The organism is Alicyclobacillus sacchari, assembly GCF_004366795.1.
GTDB lineage: Bacteria > Bacillota > Bacilli > Alicyclobacillales > Alicyclobacillaceae > Alicyclobacillus > Alicyclobacillus sacchari.
On sequence record NZ_SORF01000005.1, the window covers coordinates 111,163 to 128,895 of the forward strand.

Below are 17,733 nucleotides of genomic sequence, written 5' to 3' on the forward strand. Positions count from 1 at the left end.
TTACCCCCTATCCGGCCGATGCCGTGCTTGTTCGACCGGCACATACTCGGGCCTGGCCCATTTTTTCTCCACCTGGACACCAGGTTGTGGATTCGGGTGGCCGAGTCGATAATTATACGGCGTGAGCGGACTGGTTCCGCTGTCGCGCAGTACCTCCATGCGAACGCGCAACTCTTTATACGCCGGTGTATGCGTTGTCGCATCCGACTCGCTGCTGGTCAGAATATTGATGGCTTCTTCGTCGTTCGATGTGTTCATCGGCAGGTACAACTGATTGCCATGCACCCTGTCCGTCACGACGACCGGGAGCTTCAACTGCCCAAATGGCGACGTCAACCGCACCAAAGCCCCTGTTTCGATGCCGCGCTCTTTCGCCAACGCTGGTGAGACCTCCAAGTACGTGGTCGGAATCTTCTCCTTGATGCCTGCGACGCGGTAGGTCAGATTGCCCTCGTGGAAATGCTCCAGCATCCGCCCGTTGTTGAGGTGCAAATCATATTCCGGCGCGAATGCCGTCGGTTCGATCCACTTGGCCGGCACCAGTTTCGCGCGTCCGTTCGGGAACGGAAATCCATTCGTGTACAGAAGCGGAGAGTCGGTGCCATCCTCGGCAACTGGCCACTGCAGGCTGCGATAACCTTCAAGCCGTTCATACGTGACACCCTTCATCAATTCGGCCAGGGACGCCATCTCGTGAAGAATCTCACGCGGATGCTGATAATTCCAGTCGGCACCAAGTCGACGTGCCAACTCCTGCAGGATGATCCAATCGGGCTTGGACTCACCAAGGGGTTCCAATACTTGATACAAGCGCTGAATTCTTCGCTCGGTATTGGTAAACGTCCCTTCTTTCTCGAGGCTGGGCGACGCGGGTAGAACGACATCGGCAAACTCCGCAGTCTTGCTGAAGAACACGTCCATGACCACGAAGAAGTCCAGTTTGGTGAATGCGTCTCGCACATAGTGGGAGTTGGAATCGACGAGCGCCATCTCCTCACCTTGCAAGACCATGGCTCGCAACTTGCCCTCGTGAATCGCGTCGACCATTTCATGGTTGTCCAGACCCTTCGTCGTTGGTAGTTCAACACCCCAGGCCTGTTCGTACTTGGCGCGCACACCCGGATCGTCCACACGCTCGTATCCAGGCAGGTATACCGGGTTGCAGCCCATATCGCCCGCACCCTGAACATTGTTGTGGCCGCGCAACGGATATGCGCCTGTCCCCGGCCGCGCCATGTTGCCTGTCACCAGCAGCAAATTGCAAATCGCCGTGCTCGTCTCACTTCCGCCCAGATGTTGGGTAACGCCCATCGCCCAGCAGATACAGACCGACTTTGCTTCGTGAATCATCGTCGCCAACTCTACAATCGTCGCTTGCGGCACACCGGTAATCCGCTCGCCATATTCCAGTGTATACTGCGCAATGGAATTGACAAATTCGGTGTAGCCATCGACATGCTGATCGATGAAAGCTTGATCCTGCCAACCTTGATCGATGATGTACTTCGTCACCGCCGACAAAAGCACGAGATCCGTTCCCGGTTCGGGGCGGACAAACATATCCGCCTTCTCGGCCATGCCATTATGGCGCAGATCGATAACGATATGCTTCTGGCCGTACTTTTTCTTCGCGCGGCGCAAGCGTGTTGACAGGACAGGATGGGACTCCGCGGGATTAGCACCAATGATCATGACGAGATCGGCCATCGCAAGATCGTGCACAGATCCCGTATCGCCGCCGTAGCCGACGGTGCGGCGCAACCCTTCGGTCGCCGGCGATTGACAATAGCGCGAGCAGTTATCGACGTTGTTGGTATGCATCACCCCGCGCGCCAACTTTTGAATCAGATAGTTCTCCTCGTTGGTGCACTTTGAGGAAGAAATGAACGCGATGGCGTCGTCCCCATGCTTGAGCCGGATCTCCGTCAAGCGCTTCGCGACCAAGTCAAGCGCCTCGTCCCAGGTTGCCTCATAAAACGCGTCGCCTCGGCGGATGAGCGGTTTGGTCAAACGGTCCGGGCTGTTGACGAAGTCCCAGCCAAACTTGCCCTTGATGCATGTCGAAATTTGATTCGTCGGCGCTTCCATCTGCGGCTCAATCTTCAGAATTTCTCGATCCTTCGTCCATACGTCAAACGAGCAGCCGACACCGCAATAGGTACAAACCGTTTTCGTACGTTGGATGCGCGATTTGCGCATCGCACTTTCCATCTCCGAAATGGAGAATATTGCCCGATAACCAGGCTCAACGGCCTTCGTGAGATCGATCATCGTCTGTAAAGGTTCTGGCTCAATGCCGGTGAGGAATCCGGCCTTGCCTATCATGTTTTTCTCCATCAGGGCGTTACAAGGACACACCGTCACGCAATGGCCGCAGGAGACACAAGAGGATTCGTTAATCGGCACATCATGATCCCAAATGACGCGCGGAATCTCGCGATCCCACGCGATTGACAAAACCTCGCTGACCTGCAAGTTTTGACACGCCTCGACGCAGCGGCCGCAGAGAATGCACTGATTCGGATCGTAACGATAAAACGGATTCGAAAGATCCTCGTCATACGGCTTTGGTCGGAACGGATACGACTGGTGATCAATGTCCATCGCCATCGTCGTGTTGTGCACGGTGCAATTGCCATTGTTGTTGTCGCAGACTGTGCAATACAGGTCATGATTTTTCAAGATGCGATCCATCGCCTCTTTACGCGCAAAACGCGCGGCCACCGACTTGGTCCGAACCTCCATGCCATCTTCCACAGGGGTCGCACAAGCCCGTACGATTTTACCTCCGACATCGACCATGCACGTGTCGCACGTTTGAATCGGCCCCAAGGCAGGGTGATAGCAAATATGCGGCACATCGACGCCATTCTCAAGAAGCGCTTGCAATATCGTTTCGTGATCCCCCGCAGACAGCAAGCTACCATCGACCACAAACGTCTTTTGAACATTGGTGCTCAAGTGATCCACCCCCAACATGCCATTCATCCGCCAAGATTGTGCATCTCGATTCAGTATGACCTAAACGCCCCCCACTTCATGTCAGGTGCGGAGGATGAGAAACAAGATTGACAATGGTTGCAGCGACATCCTCCTGCGGGCGTTCACAGTGAAAGTTGCGGCACACGTAAATCAGTGGTTTGTCCTCGGCAGGTGGATATGAGGTTTGTTCGGTCGGCCGCACATCCGGCGTCAACAGCACTGCCTCAGGCAAAAACTCAGGGTGAAACGTCGCCATCAGTGTTTGTACGTCCTCTTCTCCCTGCGCTGCTGACCACACGACCTCTGTCGAGCCGACATCGCGCAACATGGCGGCTGTGACGAGCCACACATGATCCACCGGCGCTTCCATCAACCAGGCGCCAAACGCCCGCAAAAGACGATCTAGGCGATCCGCGTACGCGACATCGCCGACGAGAGCGTACAGACGCAACAAATTGTGCGCCGAAACGCTGTTGGCCGAAGGCGTTGCGCCGTCGTAAACGGCCTTTGGATGGGCGATAAGCCGTTCCGCATCGCGGCCATACAAGTAGTAACCGCCATCGTCGGCATCCCAAAACAGCGTGTCGAGTATTGATTGCCAATGTTGTGCTCGACGCAAATAGAACGGATCGAGGGTCGCCTCATACAAATCGAGATACGCCGCGATGAGGTAAGCGTGATCGTCCGCATAAGCGAAGACGTTTGCATCGCCGTCGCGATAACGGGCGAGCAAGCGGCCGTCTGGTTTGCGGACAAGCAGTCTCTCCAGCGCCTGAGCCGCCCGAACCGCCAAGCCAAGCCAGTGCTCGTCTGCAAAGACCGCGCCAGCCTTGGCAAGCCCCGAAATCGCCAAAGCATTCCATGCAGTCAAAACCTTGTCGTCAAGACCCGGGTGCTCGCGATGCTCTCGCCATTCATACAACCTGCGATTCGCATCATCGAGCCGTCGCCACAACTCGTGCACAGACATATTGCGAGCGGCCGCAAAGGCAGCAATATCGCGATCGACATAATTGGGAACGCTATATCCCTCGAAGTTACCTTCCTCTGTGATGTCGTAGAAAGCACAATACAAATCGCCGTCCTCGTCGCCAAGCGCGGCCATAACGTCCTCAGGCCGCCACACGTAAAAACGCCCCTCTTGCCCTTCGGAATCGGCGTCCAGTGCGCTGTAGAACGCCCCTTCGGGCGATGTCAATGCGCGCTCGATGAAACCAATGATGTGCTCCACAAAGCGACGGTATTTTGCCTCCTTTGTGACCTGGTACGCTTCGGTGTACGCGGCAACAGCCAAGGCGTTGTCGTACAGCATCTTCTCGAAGTGCGGCACGCGCCAGAAGGCGTCGGTACTATAACGGGCGATCCCGCCGCCAACGTGATCCGCGATGCCGCCTTTCATGATGGCATCCAGCGTATGCAAAGCCATCTCTTGCGCCGCTGGATCGGAAGCAAAGCGACTGTAGCGCAGCAAAAACATGATCTGGTGAAGCGCCGGGAACTTGGGCGCGTCAGTGAAACCGCCGTAAGCAGTGTCAAAGCGATCGCGGAGCGAGCTTGCCGCCTGGCGCGCCGCCTGTTTGCCGTCGATCTCGCCCGGCATGGCGGCGAATATGGGTTGCATGCGCGAAACCAACTGTGCGCTCGCCGAAACAAGCTTGTCCCGCTGCGTATTCCATCTCTCGTGCATGGCGTGCAAGATTTCGAGCAATCCCGGTCGTCCGTAGCGAGCGTTTTTAGGAAAATACGTCCCTGCAAAGAAGGGATGGCCGTCGGGAGTCATAATCACCGTCAGCGGCCAACCGCCTTCACCAGTGACCGCTTGGCAGTAGGTCATGTAGATGTGATCAATGTCCGGTCGTTCCTCGCGATCGACCTTAATCGAAACATAGTGCTGATTCAAATACTGAGCCACCTGTTCGTCTTCGAACGACTCGTGTGCCATGACATGACACCAGTGACAAGTCGGCATAGGAAACTCCATATCGTAGCCCCGCAGGGCTACGAATAGCCGATGGAGAGAAATACAGCCTTCGATTCACGTGCGGCTTTCTGGAACGCCTCGGGTCCCCACGGGAACCAGTCGACAGGGTTGTGCGCGTGTTGGAGCAGGTATGGGGATTTTTCGTGAATCAAGCGGTTTGGCTTGCAATGCTCTTGTGTCGTCATGATTGCGCCCCTTTCGAGGAAAATGTATCCTCACTGTTATTGTACCCCTGACGAAAGGCGCTACACAAAGAAACGCCTTGCCCGTATGTCGGCAGGACGCTTCTTTGTGTGCAAAACATCATTTTGCCATTTACCTCGCTACACCGCAGATACAGGATCACCAAGCGTATGCTGTAGTATGTCGCTTTTGCTGAGAAGGAGAAACCCGGCGTGCATGTGGAAAAACAGGCTCTATGACACTTCCCCACCAGAGCTTATCTGGCAAACACTTGCCGGCCTGCGATCCATGTGGCAACGACATGTAATCCTTCGTCCATGACAACTAAATCTGCATACTTCCCTAAGGCAATGGATCCTCGTGTATTCGCGAGACCAAGTTCTCTGGCCGGTACCGTAGATGCCATGTACGCGGCATCTCGAACATGGATTCCCACCCTACTGACCATGTTGCGGATCGCACCGTCCATGGTCAGCGTGCTACCTGCCAAATGGTTGCCTTCCTTGAGCACGGCCACTCCATTTTTGACGATCACGTCTAATTGACCAAGCTGATAGTCGCCATCAGGCTTCCCTGCTGCTGCCATGGCATCGGTAATTAGCACCACATTGTCCCGGCCTTTGAGACGATATGCCAAGTTCATCACCTCTGGGGCGACATGATGTCCATCAGCGATAAGTTCGCATACAACATCACCAGATAGCAACATCGCCCCTACCGTTCCACCCTCACGATGGTGAAGCCCCCGCATTGCGTTAAAGAGGTGAGTGGCATGGCGGGCACCCGCAGAGATGGCAGCACGCGTTTGTTGGAACGTCGCGTCTGTGTGGCCAACGGAAGCGATGATGCCATGTGTACTCAACCAGCGAATGGCGTTCAAGGCACCTTCTTGCTCCGGAGCGATGGTAACCTTTTTCACGAAACGCTCAGCAACGCTCGTCAACCGCTCGAGTATGTCCATCGATGGCGGAATGATATATTTCGGATTTTGTGCACCGCAGCGCTTTGGAGATATAAACGGTCCTTCCAAGTGAACTCCTAGTATCTGTGCACCATCGTGAACACGGCCGGCGGCGCGCTTCGCGGCTTGAATCGCACGTTCAACGTCAGCGGTCTCTGCTGTCAGTGTTGTCGGAAGCCAACCCGTCGTCCCGTGCCTTGCGTGAAAACGGCTGATAGCTTCCAGCGAACGGACTGTACCATCCATCACTTCATAGCCATCCCCGCCATGGATATGAAGATCGATAAACCCTGGCAAAATCCATTGACCATGTGCATCCAACACCGTGATCGGACGGGTGGCCAGTGTTCGTGGGAAAGCATCGTCATATCCGATTTCACGAATCACGCCATGTTCAGCCAGGATATATCCGCTTTCGATCACGGAATCCTCAAGCACCAACCTTCCATTGCGAATGACAAATGCGCTTGTCCGGTCCACGTGCATCGCCTACTTTGCATTCGAGTATGAAGCGTGTACGATCTTTCGTACGAACCCAGTGTTGCAGACGCACAGAATGATTTCAAAAGTTATGTACTGATTACGTTAGGGAGTGCACGTCGGGAAGAGAAGGGGCACGATGGCCCCGTGTCGACTTGCATGCCGGGCACGCTTTACCACCATAACCCCCAGAGAACATAGATAATCAAAAATGATGCAGCCCAACGGCCCCATCCCCAACCCCAGCCGCCATAACCTGCACCGTATCCGCCACGGCCGTAGGCGGGATAGCCGCCTGCACCATAACCACCCCAGGCCAACGCAACATCCAAACGCTTGAGCTCATCTGAATCAAGCGTTTCACTCGCCAGTTGCGGCGGAATATACTTTCTCGGCGATAAAATGATTGCCTGATCCTTTGTCACGCGCTCAATGATTCCCTCGTGATAGCCATAGGGTGTCGTAAAGCGTACATATTGTCCAACGTGGTGTAAACACTCTGTTCTCGAACACATGCAGATTCCCCCTGTGCCGCAACACGGATTTTGAAAATCCCACCATTCGTCCGGCGTCCATTAGTAAACTGGCGTTGTCGTGCAGGTTGTCGTGTAGTTACGGCACGAACAACATAAATAGGACAAAGATAATGAGAAATACCACTGCCCAACGCGTGTAACCGCCCAGCGCCCCACCGTCGTACATTTGCTTCCCCTCCTGGCGTGCCCATTGTAAAAGCCGGATCGAATCTGAGCGAGTGATTGAGCGTAGCACAAGTCGTTAACGTGGGCCTATCCAACCTGGCCCACTCCACAAATGGCCTGCCCAATGAGCTTCGGAAGAGTGCAAAATCCTCCTTCCCCTTTCCCAGCATGATGTACAAGTATGAACACATTGGATCGTTTGCAGCGGTGTTTGCCGCCTGGGCACTCGCACATCTCCTCAAGGATCGCATCGTACAATCTTTGCCTTCGAATTTTGACGTTCTATCTGCACATCTATCCGACGCTCGGTTTGAAAGGGGATCATACACTACTCTGAGGTCCTGGAGGTGATGATGTTGAACATTGGAATGCTGTTTCGATGGGGCTCTGTCATCATGAATATGGTGCAAGACCCAAATATCCATTTGTTAGCTCGAGGCGCATGGACCGGGATACGCAAACTCCGGGGATCTGTGGATCCGGCAGTGCCGCCCAGAGCAATGAGCGGAACACCCAATACGTCTGGAACACAAGGACTTCCATATGGTCTGGGTAACCCCCCGATCTCCGATCGAATGTCCAACTGGGGTAGTTCCGGCGGAGCCATCATAGGTCCAAAAAGCCCTATTGAAACAAGGCCAAACGAAGCCGACATCGGACGGATGCTTCAAGATCCAAGGGTGCAACGTTTCCTACGCGAAAATCCTCAGATGCGTCGCGTGATCGAGGAAACCTACAAACGGCCAAAGAAAGGGCAACGAGAAGGCAAATTGATGCCGAAGTTGTTCAGCAAACCGCGGCGAGCGGAATCGCCTGACGAGCGGTTAGATGGACAATTCCCTTTCCCGTGGATGCAACACACACCAACGCTTCCGGGAAACAGACGACGGCAAGCCGACTCACCGCTACGAGGTCGTAGGCTGTAATTTCCAACTGGAAATCCTTCTGGTAAGGGGGGTGCGGCATGAGACGAAACCTCTACATCGCATTAGGGGACTCCATCACCGCCGGATATGGTGCCAACCATCCTCATGCGACCTTTGTCTATCAGGTCTCGCGATTTGCACGCGAAAAGGGTATTGCCGACCGCACCATGATCGTGGCCCAAAATGGATGGACGAGCAAGGATATCTGGCGGGCCGTCAACCTCATGGGCGACCTGATCTGGAAACAAACAAATGTCGTCACGCTGATGGCAGGTGGAAATGACTTACGACGGCTTTTGCGACGGTTGTATCTTCCTGTATCGGGTCCAATCATCACGCCAGGCCTGATTGAGCATGTTCGTGCACAATTCGCCCATCACATGAACTTGTTATGCCATTTTATCCAACTGCGGAATGTACCCTATGTAACTGTCGCGACAGTGTACAATCCTGTACCGCACGTTCCAATCGCAGCCGACGCTTTCCAGAAGCTCAATACCACCATACGACACCTGGCCAATCACTACGGGTTTACAGTCAGCGATGTGTTCACGGAATTTCAAAACCAGGAATCCCAATTGATTGAAGGTTATCGAAATGGGGTGTTCGAGGACCTCATTTCTCCGTTTCGCCGCCCCATTCACCCAAATCGGGCAGGACATGCGCGAATTGCCAATACCATAACAAAATCTTTGCGTAGTTTGGTTCCGCCTGCGGGATAACACTCTGCGTGCCACTGGCGCTGTTACATAGACAAGGGGATGAACTCTATGACAAGAAACATCTATCTGGCGATTGGAGACGGCATCACGGCCGGGCAAGGAGCCAGTCACCCGAATCTCGGATTCGTCCAGCATGTAAGCAAATATCTACAAGATCAATCACTCACACAGCGCACTGTAATGATTGCCTTTCCAGGTCTTACAGCCAAAAGATTATTTCAAGTCGTATCGACACTCAGGCCCAATCTTTGGGACGACGTGAATGCCATCACGATTTGTTTTGGGAGCGCAGACCTGCTTCGCCTTCTACGCCCAGCGGTTCGCCGTATGAATACGCATGCTCGGCCACCGCGGAGCATATTGAAGTTGGCAGACGAATTTGGTTATCATACCGATCAGCTATTCCGGTTAATCCGCGAGAAAGATGTACCCTACGCGTTTGTCACGACCTTGTATAACCCCCTGCCTGCGTTTGCATCGGCCGGTGATCTGGTCGAAGGAATGAACAACATCATTTGCGATTGCGCTGACTACTATAAACTCCCTGTGGTCGACCTGGAAAAGGGATTTGCAAACAACGAGGCTTTTCTCATTGACGGGTATCGCACGGGTAGCGCCTTGGACTTGATGAATCCTTTACGCAAGCCAGTTCTGCCGAACAACGCAGGGCACAAGCTAATTGCGCATCTGATCACCCAGAAAATTCATCTCCGACTGACCAGGAGACCAAATCGAAAGGCCGGACTCAGTCGCCCCCGGAAACTCCGCAGGCGTGGAACCATGTAATTTCGAAGACGGGCTCAAGCCGAAGATGGTTCCAATCGCCATCTGTTCCATTCCAGGTTACATAGGACTATGGACCCTTCATATGGCACATGAAATGCTTTACCGTGACATGCGCCACTCCGATTTGCGCCACGTTTGTCCAGGCATTTTGCCTCTGTTGATGACTTGAAAAGCGGATTGGCTACACGGCGTCTACCACACCATGTAGCCATTCGACGAGATTCCGTTATCCGTTTTCGGGTTTCTCCACCACACGACGTGATCGAACGTGAACCAAGCCAGGATGTGAAGGGTAACGAGCCTAGACTCAAGATGCCAAATGCTGCGGCAAGCTGAAATCGGGGCATTGCATCGTTACCACCACCAGCCGGCCAACCCCCACAAAACATAAATGATAAGGAAGGAAACCGCCCAGCGGCCCCAACCCCAACCCCAGCCGCCATAGCCGGCGCCCCAACCGCCGTATCCGGCTCCTGGCGCCCCGCCCCACTGAGCCAGGGCGAGATCCAGCCTTTGTAACTCATCGTCACTGACGTTGGCACTGGCGAATTCCGTGGGGATATATTTGCGTGGCGACAGAATGACGGCCGAATCATGGGTCACTCGTTCGACGAACCCGACATGATAGCCATATTTTGTCCGAAACCCAACCATCTTCCCCACATACCGCTCACAATCCGCTTTCGTACACACGTCTATACCTCCTTCGCTCTCAGCTTGTTTCACAAATGGCTCAGTCGACGATCGCGAAGCCACTCATCAGTACACCGGTGTTGTGGTGCAAGTCGTAACATAGTTTGGAACAAGGAGGAAGAACAAGACGAAGATAATGAGAAACACAACTGCCCATCTCGTATATCCACCAAATGCACCGTACATGTGTCACACCCCTTTCACTTGCGACATGCTTTACGTTACGTACTTTCACCTGTTCGACGCGATTGGCAACTGTCTGAACAAGCATGCCTATTTTCGTTGAAATCCCTGGTAGTCAAAATAACCGTCACACCGTGGATACCTTGATTCTGAAGCCGCCGATTCGCCGATACCCGCGTCCTGTCGAACGGGCGCATCGCGTGTTCTACCGAGTCTTGTGATGAAAGGCTACGCCATCTTTACGTCAGTTTTTACCGTGAGGCCCGGGAGACGTGTCATGGCCCAAAGATGGAAGGGGCGCTGGTCAACTCGTGAGGAATTCGACGCAACTCGGCATGTTCCAAATGGCTGACGATCGTGGATAACTTGTGACCCTGGCACTCCCAGCTTTCGTACAAAAAACAGCTCTGCTGAGACATGTCCCAACAGAGCTGCTATCAACATCTGCATTCCATAAACAATGTTCTGGACGGTTCTGGACGGTTTCGCCGTCCAACGGCAGTAGATGCAATACACGTAGAGGCCAAAGGCATCACGCTTGTACGCTTCCATGGGCTGAGGCGAGCCCCAAAGCCTCTGCAGTCATGGCTTGAATGGAACGCATCAAATCTGAATTTTGATTCAATGCTTCGCCATAAGACGGAATCATCTCTCGAATTTTCGGTTCCCAGTCGGGAAGCTTATCCGGGAAACACTTCCGGATGACGTCCATCATGATGGAAACGACGACAGAAGCTCCAGGAGATGCCCCAAGCAGCGCTGCGACCGAACCATCGGATGCACTGACAACTTCCGTACCAAACTGCAGAGTGCCTCGTGGATTGCTCTGGATGACCTGTACGCGCTGCCCTGCTACAATTAGACTCCAGTCCTCGTTCTGAGCGGTGGGTACAAACTCGCGCAACTCATTCATGCGTTGATTTTTTGTCAACATCAATTGCTTGATCAAATACCATGTGAGCCCGGCATTTTTTAGGCCTGCGGCAAGGAGTGTGGCAATGTTATGCGGCTTGACAGACTTCAGCAAGTCCAACATCGAACCGGTTTTCAAGAACTTCGGTGAGAATCCGGCAAACGGACCAAACAGCAAATATTCACGGTTGTTGATCACCCGCGTATCCAAATGCGGAACCGACATTGGCGGCGCACCTACCGGCGCCTTCCCATAGACCTTGGCATGGTGCAACTTCACGACCTCTGGGTTTTCACAGACCATGAAGAGTCCGCTAACCGGGAATCCCCCGATCCCCTTGCCCTCGAGAATTCCGGACTTTTGCAACAAATGCAGACTCCATCCACCCGCGCCAATAAACACAAAGCGCGCACTATGTTGTTCGATCGCGCCCGTTTTGGTGTCCCGTACGTCCAAAGTCCAGTAGCCATCGCTCGTTCGGCGCAAATTTTGAACCTGCTTGTTACACCGAATATTCACTCCGTTATTCTCTAAATGAGAGAACAACAAACGCGTCAAAGCTCCAAAATTCACATCTGTACCGGACCCAATCCAAGTGGCCGCAATCGGTTTATCCGCGCGCCGATCTTTCATCATGAGCGGAATCCATTCAGACAGTTGCTGTGGATCGTCAGAGTACTCCATACCCTGGAACAGCGGATGTTCTGACAACAAGGAAAACCGCTTTCGTAGAAAAGCGACGTTTGCATCCCCTTGGACAAAGCTCATATGCGGAACGGGTACAATAAAATCGCGTGGATTTTCAATAATGCCCTGCCGGACTAAGTAGGACCAAAACTGTCTGGAGACTAGAAACTGTTCGTTGACGTGTATCGCCTTGCTGATATCAATCGAGCCATCGGGACGCTCCACGGTATAATTGAGCTCACACAGGGCAGAGTGACCCGTACCTGCGTTGTTCCATTCATTTGAACTCTCCACAGCGATTTGATCCAGACGCTCAAAAACGCTGATACTCCAATCAGGAGCCAGTTGTTGCAATAGCGTTCCTAACGTTGCACTCATAATTCCGGCGCCGATTAACACGACATCCGTTCTGTTTTGTACTTCCATCCGGGTCCCCATCCTTAAATCAAAAACCTTTATTTAGGAGATTGACGCAACGAAGTTACATTCAAACCTGGAAATTCACATTGAAATCATAAAAACGGGCTGTCGATGATTCATCAATATTCGACAACCCCTATAGTATAAATCATAACAAACCAATTGGCTAACGAGCTGACATTTTTCGCATGTCAAACGAATGGAAATCACTTGCGCGATCGCGACAGAATGGTCACGGTCAAGAGAACGCAAAAGCCGCCACAAATTGCAATCGGACCCATGCGAACATGGAGAACGGCCAGAGCCAATATCGCCGCCGCAAGCGGTTCGCCGCAAGCGAGCAAACTCGCTTCAGCGGGCTCAATATATTGGAGGCTTGCCATGTACAGATAAAACGCGAGCAACGTGCCGAACAGGACGACAAAAGCAACCAACCCCCATGCCCCGAGCGGCAAATTCGGCATTGTCCGGCCGCGAACCGTCATCATGCTCATGATGATGCCACCCACAAGCATTCCCCAGCCTGTCGTTGTCGCTGCACCAAATTGCGCAAGGAGTCGCCGCGGATACATCGAGTAAAACGTGACCGCAAATGCGGAAGCGAGACCCCAAATTACCGCAAGAGGCGCTATCGACAAACGCATGACATGCCCGTCCGTGACGAGAAGCGCCGACCCAACGAGTGCCAATATCAAGCACATGAATTGCGTGCGTGAAGGCAACCGGCGACTCCGAATGGCACTATAGGCGACGATGACCAGCGGACTTAGATACTGCAGGATGGTCGCGGTTGCTGCATTGCCGTAACCGATAGCCGAAAAGTACGTGTACTGCACACCCAATAGACCAATGAGGCCAAACACCAACATGCCAACAGCGGTTCTCAAATTCCGCCAGGGCGCAAGCACGCTCAGCCGCCCTGTCCGCACGCCAACGATTGTAACAAGGAGCAGTCCGGACACAGTCATGCGCACAGCGACAAGCCAACCCGGTGCAATGCCGAAACGCTGAAAGAGAACCTGGGCGGCGGTTCCGGAAACACCCCACAGGACCGCGCCGAGCAGAGCGAGCAATAAACCCTTCAAGCGCCTGACTCTGTTTGCATTGGAAGCCGCCTCTGGTTGTAACGATGTCTGAGTTGTCAACTCGGACAACAGAATCCCCCCGGTTTCGCCCGTCCTAAGAACGCGACAACCTTTTATAGCCGAACATGATCGGGCTTTGTGTTACACTCATTTTCACAGACCTGTGCGTCACCACTTGCCAAGAAAGGGGCTCACAAGTTATGCCGACGAAACGGCATCCTTCCCTGCAGCCGCTCTCGCGCCATCACCACCATGCACTTGTCTTGGCGTTGCACCTGATCAAGCAGGAGCGCTCCAACGACGAGCTGCGCACAGAGCTTCAACATTTTTGGCAAAATGGAGGTCAGGAGCATTTCCGTGAAGAAGAGGAAGTGCTTTTACCGGCCTACGCGAAGCACGCCGCACTGGACAGACCTGAGATCGTGCAGCTACTCCTTGAACACGTTCAGGTGCGCAGCTTAATCAGTCAAATTTGTGAAGATCAGCGTGCTGACAAGATGCAACAACTGGGTCGGCTGTTACAAAGTCACGTTCGGAATGAAGAACAAGTGGTCTTTCCTTTGATTGAGTCCGCCCTGCCTGAAGCGGAACTGGCGCGACTGGCGCCGTATTTTGCCGAACATTACACGCAGTGATGTATCCGCGACTACAGAAAGTGAAATACCGGCTGCAGCGGGATGAAACGCACGGGGATTGGAGCCAGCAAGGCACGAAGGTTGTCTGCAATCAGCTCCATCCCGGCTTCCTCGCTTTGCTGATGACCGACCACAATCATCGCTTTCGCGTAGCCCATCGCCGCGGCATCGCGCACGTACTCCACTGTCTCCCACTCCGGTCCCTCGCCTACGATGACGACGTCGAGACCAGCCTCGCGCAAATAAGGGATGGCAGTCGATCCGCCCCCGCGATATCCAGGCAATAAGCCAGCACGACGACATGTCAATTGCGGATCACCGACCACACGGACCCATGCAAGCTGGAAGGCCATCTTGACCTGAAGTGCAAGGTGCCCCAGTGTGATGGATGGTAGTTGCACAATGGGAGCATCGAAAGAAGCTGTATGGGAACCGACAATCAAGTCAGTCCATCCGAGCTTTTTGGCAAGCCCTTGTACGATGCAATCGGGGCGTGTTCGATGGGGACGATCATGCAGCCTATATACAGCCACGTTGTTTTGCACGATATATTCTAACTTTTTGCGGGCAACTGGATCTTCGTGCAGAGTGCCGCAATTGCCCATGTGCTGATAAAACAATCCTTCATGCGAGATGATGAGGTTGCAGCCCTCGGCCACCGCATCTCGCAGCGCTTCATACGAAGCGACGAACGTCATGGCTACGCCGCGTATCGAGTCGTCCATGTTGCCAAAGAGAAGTGTATCCACCGTTTCTACTTCGCCGTTTGGCCACGGCAGCAGCGTTTCTAGGTTTTGCACAACATCTCGTACAGTCGTCATGATGATCCCCAACTTCAGCTTACATGAATCTAGCTTGGCAAGGAATACCCTATTACAGCAAACACGAGCCACCTGCCACCCGATTGCCGCGGCTTGGTGCCTCTCTGTTGAAATCAAAAAGCACCCGACCGGATTGCCGGGTGCCATGATGGCGGTGTTACAACCGCCTTCCGGCCAACCTTCATATGATCACAGGCGGCTGTGCGCGATGCATCGCCACCTATATTATTTGTGGAAGACCTTCCAAACGAACTTCATAGGCATCCATTTGGCGTCACAGGGTCTTTTTCAGCAACAAGGTGTTGGCCTGCGGCCGGCCCGCCTCCACGAATCCAAGTCGTTGGTAAAAGCGTTGCGCGCGTTCGTTGTTGGTTTGTACACACAACTGCAACATCGTGCAGCGAAGCCGTCTGGCTTCCGCTTCAAGCCATGTCATAATCGCTCGGCCCATGTGTTTGCCCTGTTGATCCCGCCGCAGGACGATGATATGCAAGTGCAAGTGGCTGCCCTGCCGCTCATACGAGACAAATCCCTGTAGACGTCCGTCTTGATCCTGTACCGCCAACGAGATCGATCCTCCTGCACACAAATCTTGGGGATTGACACGGCGCCCCCACGCCTCGAGCAGAATGGGATCCATCTCAGCTGCCACGAGTCGGACAAGTTCACGCTTATCGACCTTTCCGGCTGGAACGAGTACAACTTCTCCCAGGCGAATAACCTGCGGCCTCTGCGCGGATCGCGTGATCACTTCTGCCGCGCCATCGTGCACGATCACGGTATCCTCGACGTGTACGCTCAAATCGCCATACATCGTTACGTCCGCCCAGCCGTTCTCCGCCCGCCGGGCATGGCGGCTGATCTGCGCGATGACCGGTTCAATTGCCAAGACCATCCCTTCGCGCAAGCGAGGCCCGAAGCCTGGCGGGCCAAAATTAGGCAGCCACGGTTCCTCGTGCAAACTTCTTCCCGTGCCATGCCCCACAGCCTGCCGAATCACGCGCATGCCGGAACGCTTTACGATCACGCCGATCGCATGCGAAATATCCGAACATCTGCCGCCGGCCACAGCATGTTCGATCCCCGCCGCTAACGCCGTTTCCGCGACCTCAATCAGGTGAAGAGTCTCCTCTGTACCGTCCCCTACGACGTACGATCGCGCGGCGTCAGTCATCCAGCCATCGACAGCGACGGCGATGTCCACCTTGACGAGGTCGCCCGCCTTGAGTCGATATGATCCCGGTACACAATGTCCAATCTCACTGTTGACCGACACGCAAATCTCGCCCGGAAAGCCGTTCACACCCTTGATGGCCGATCTCGCCCCGCATTGGCGCATCGCCGCGATGGCAATTTCCTGCAATTCGCCAGTCGTCACACCGGATCGCATGGCCTCGGCCACAGCGCCATGCACTCCGCCATTGGCCCGCCCGCAAGCGCGCAACGCATCCAACTCACCGCCTGTTCGCACCTCAATCATGTCGGCACGCTCCCCTCTTAGCATCGATACGCGTACCGCTACATACGCGCAACAGGCTGTTGGCATGGGTGGTCGCTTGGTCAAACGTCACGCCAGCTGCATCTTATAGAGATCGATAAATGACAGGATGGAGGAACCGATGTGCCCATACAGCCTATTTTGCAAGGGGATATCCCAGAACTGCGTCAGATCTCACAGCCCGTGACGCAATTTGACAACCAGCTTGCCGAGCTTGTCGCAGATCTCATGGATACACTGGAAGCCCACCGCGGTCTTGGACTGTCCGCCCCCCAAATCGGCCGTCTGCAAAACGTCTTTGTCGCGGATACAGGCGATGGCGTGCAGGTATTTGTCAATCCCACGCTGCACGAGCCGTGTGGATCCGCAAAAGCGTACGAATCATGCCTCAGTTTCCCCGATCACGCCTTGTGCATCGAACGCCCCACACGCGTGATGGTACGAGCGCAGGACATCCATGGTACGCCGTTTGAAGTGGAAGCCACCGGTCTCTTAGCGCGCGTCGTCTGCCACGAGTACGATCACCTGCAAGGCGTCTTGTTCATCGACTATCTGAGCGAGGAAGAACTCTTCGAACAGCTTCTGACAAACGCCTACGTTGTGGACGATGACGAGACAGCGACTCCGCCCCAGCCGCCGACCGATACCGACGCTGTGGCCGGCGCGATCGCGGAGGAGAGCCGGCAAGAGCGACAAATGGTGGTCGACATGCTCGCGGAAGTCTCTTGGAAATTGGTGCTTACCATCGACATGTTGCGGGAAGATGCAACGGGTTGGACGGACGGCGTCAACTGGCGCATGCTGAACAAGGCCAGTCAGGCGCTGGAAGCGACAGTCGATCTGCTGTCGGAACGCCTTTCGACAGATGGAAGGCTGCAGGAGTAATCTTGGGATACACGGGATCGGGACACGCGCGTCTCGTTATGCTATCATGACAATGGAAGACAATTTGGATGCCACTAGGGGAGCGCTTGCTGAGACGGAGGATGGCTCCGGACCCTTAGCACCTGATCTGGGTAATACCAGCGTAGGAAAGTGGCTCGGCTCACGCTGCGGATCGATCCGCCGACTGGGCC

Annotated in this window: 14 protein-coding genes, 1 pseudogene and 1 riboswitch; of the genes and pseudogenes, 4 read left to right on the forward strand and 11 right to left on the reverse strand. The window is 54.2% G+C overall.

Going from position 1 to position 17,733, the window contains the following annotated elements:
• The 6 genes and pseudogenes from fdhF to C7445_RS14570 form a co-directional block, all read right to left on the reverse strand.
• Positions 1-2,979 (reverse strand): formate dehydrogenase subunit alpha, encoded by a 2,979-nt coding sequence (gene fdhF, locus C7445_RS06755; protein ID WP_208320856.1) that lies wholly within the window; start codon positions 2,977-2,979, stop codon positions 1-3.
• Between the two features lie 58 nt (positions 2,980-3,037).
• Complete coding sequence (locus tag C7445_RS06760) at positions 3,038-4,924, reverse strand: thioredoxin domain-containing protein (protein WP_243835018.1); 1,887 nt, start codon at positions 4,922-4,924, stop codon at positions 3,038-3,040.
• Positions 4,925-4,983: 59 nt separating this feature from the next.
• A pseudogene (locus tag C7445_RS06765) lies at positions 4,984-5,148 on the reverse strand (DUF255 domain-containing protein); the annotation flags it as partial.
• 254 nt (positions 5,149-5,402) lie between these two features.
• Positions 5,403-6,587 (reverse strand): N-acetylglucosamine-6-phosphate deacetylase, encoded by a 1,185-nt coding sequence (gene nagA, locus C7445_RS06770; protein ID WP_243835019.1) that lies wholly within the window; start codon positions 6,585-6,587, stop codon positions 5,403-5,405.
• Between the two features lie 173 nt (positions 6,588-6,760).
• Positions 6,761-7,102: a hypothetical protein gene (locus C7445_RS06775; RefSeq protein ID WP_134159327.1), complete on the reverse strand. Its 342-nt coding sequence runs from the start codon at positions 7,100-7,102 to the stop codon at positions 6,761-6,763.
• Between the two features lie 972 nt (positions 7,103-8,074).
• Entirely contained in the window at positions 8,075-8,221 is a 147-nt protein-coding gene (locus C7445_RS14570) for a hypothetical protein (protein WP_166669033.1), read from the reverse strand.
• 31 nt (positions 8,222-8,252) lie between these two features.
• On the opposite strand from C7445_RS14570, the gene C7445_RS06780 reads away from it, so the two are divergent.
• Both C7445_RS06780 and C7445_RS06785 read left to right on the forward strand, forming a co-directional pair.
• On the forward strand, positions 8,253-8,936 hold the full coding sequence (locus C7445_RS06780) for an SGNH/GDSL hydrolase family protein (protein WP_134159328.1): 684 nt from the start codon (positions 8,253-8,255) through the stop codon (positions 8,934-8,936).
• 48 nt (positions 8,937-8,984) lie between these two features.
• The gene (locus C7445_RS06785) at positions 8,985-9,722 is read left to right on the forward strand and encodes an SGNH/GDSL hydrolase family protein (protein WP_166669034.1); all 738 of its coding nucleotides are present in this window, start codon (positions 8,985-8,987) and stop codon (positions 9,720-9,722) included.
• 354 nt (positions 9,723-10,076) lie between these two features.
• Here C7445_RS06785 and C7445_RS06790 read toward each other — a convergent pair whose 3' ends face one another.
• The 3 genes from C7445_RS06790 to C7445_RS06800 form a co-directional block, all read right to left on the reverse strand.
• A complete protein-coding gene (locus tag C7445_RS06790; RefSeq protein WP_134159330.1) occupies positions 10,077-10,415 on the reverse strand; it encodes a hypothetical protein in 339 nt (112 codons plus the stop codon).
• Positions 10,416-11,130: 715 nt separating this feature from the next.
• Positions 11,131-12,624 (reverse strand): malate dehydrogenase (quinone), encoded by a 1,494-nt coding sequence (mqo, locus tag C7445_RS06795; RefSeq protein WP_424922991.1) that lies wholly within the window; start codon positions 12,622-12,624, stop codon positions 11,131-11,133.
• Positions 12,625-12,824: 200 nt separating this feature from the next.
• Entirely contained in the window at positions 12,825-13,772 is a 948-nt protein-coding gene (locus C7445_RS06800; RefSeq protein ID WP_243835020.1) for a DMT family transporter, read from the reverse strand.
• Between the two features lie 131 nt (positions 13,773-13,903).
• Between C7445_RS06800 and C7445_RS06805 the strand changes: the two genes are divergently transcribed.
• The gene (locus tag C7445_RS06805) at positions 13,904-14,338 is read left to right on the forward strand and encodes a hemerythrin domain-containing protein (protein ID WP_134159332.1); all 435 of its coding nucleotides are present in this window, start codon (positions 13,904-13,906) and stop codon (positions 14,336-14,338) included.
• A gap of 11 nt (positions 14,339-14,349) precedes the next feature.
• Here the strand turns inward: C7445_RS06805 and C7445_RS06810 are convergent, their stop codons facing one another.
• Both C7445_RS06810 and map read right to left on the reverse strand, forming a co-directional pair.
• On the reverse strand, positions 14,350-15,159 hold the full coding sequence (locus C7445_RS06810) for a Nif3-like dinuclear metal center hexameric protein (protein ID WP_166669035.1): 810 nt from the start codon (positions 15,157-15,159) through the stop codon (positions 14,350-14,352).
• A gap of 274 nt (positions 15,160-15,433) precedes the next feature.
• A complete protein-coding gene (gene map / locus C7445_RS06815) occupies positions 15,434-16,639 on the reverse strand; it encodes a type I methionyl aminopeptidase (protein WP_166669036.1) in 1,206 nt (401 codons plus the stop codon).
• Positions 16,640-16,780: 141 nt separating this feature from the next.
• Here map and def point away from each other — a divergent pair, with 141 nt between their 5' ends.
• On the forward strand, positions 16,781-17,542 hold the full coding sequence (def, locus tag C7445_RS06820; RefSeq protein WP_134159335.1) for a peptide deformylase: 762 nt from the start codon (positions 16,781-16,783) through the stop codon (positions 17,540-17,542).
• A gap of 66 nt (positions 17,543-17,608) precedes the next feature.
• Positions 17,609-17,708: riboswitch (TPP riboswitch) on the forward strand.
• Positions 17,709-17,733 lie beyond the last annotated feature (25 nt).

Excerpts from the sequence above, each read along its gene's own strand:
- C7445_RS06805 (WP_134159332.1), top strand. The coding sequence starts at position 13,904 with ATGCCGACGAAACGGCATCCTTCCCTGCAGCCGCTCTCGCGCCATCAC.
- C7445_RS06780 (WP_134159328.1), top strand. The coding sequence starts at position 8,253 with ATGAGACGAAACCTCTACATCGCATTAGGGGACTCCATCACCGCCGGA.
- C7445_RS06810 (WP_166669035.1), bottom strand. The coding sequence starts at position 15,159 with ATGACGACTGTACGAGATGTTGTGCAAAACCTAGAAACGCTGCTGCCG.
- C7445_RS06760 (WP_243835018.1), bottom strand. The coding sequence starts at position 4,924 with ATGGCACACGAGTCGTTCGAAGACGAACAGGTGGCTCAGTATTTGAAT.
- fdhF (WP_208320856.1), bottom strand. The coding sequence starts at position 2,979 with ATGTTGGGGGTGGATCACTTGAGCACCAATGTTCAAAAGACGTTTGTG.
- C7445_RS06785 (WP_166669034.1), top strand. The coding sequence starts at position 8,985 with ATGACAAGAAACATCTATCTGGCGATTGGAGACGGCATCACGGCCGGG.
- C7445_RS06775 (WP_134159327.1), bottom strand. The coding sequence starts at position 7,102 with ATGTGTTCGAGAACAGAGTGTTTACACCACGTTGGACAATATGTACGC.
- map (WP_166669036.1), bottom strand. The coding sequence starts at position 16,639 with ATGATTGAGGTGCGAACAGGCGGTGAGTTGGATGCGTTGCGCGCTTGC.
- mqo (WP_424922991.1), bottom strand. The coding sequence starts at position 12,624 with ATGGAAGTACAAAACAGAACGGATGTCGTGTTAATCGGCGCCGGAATT.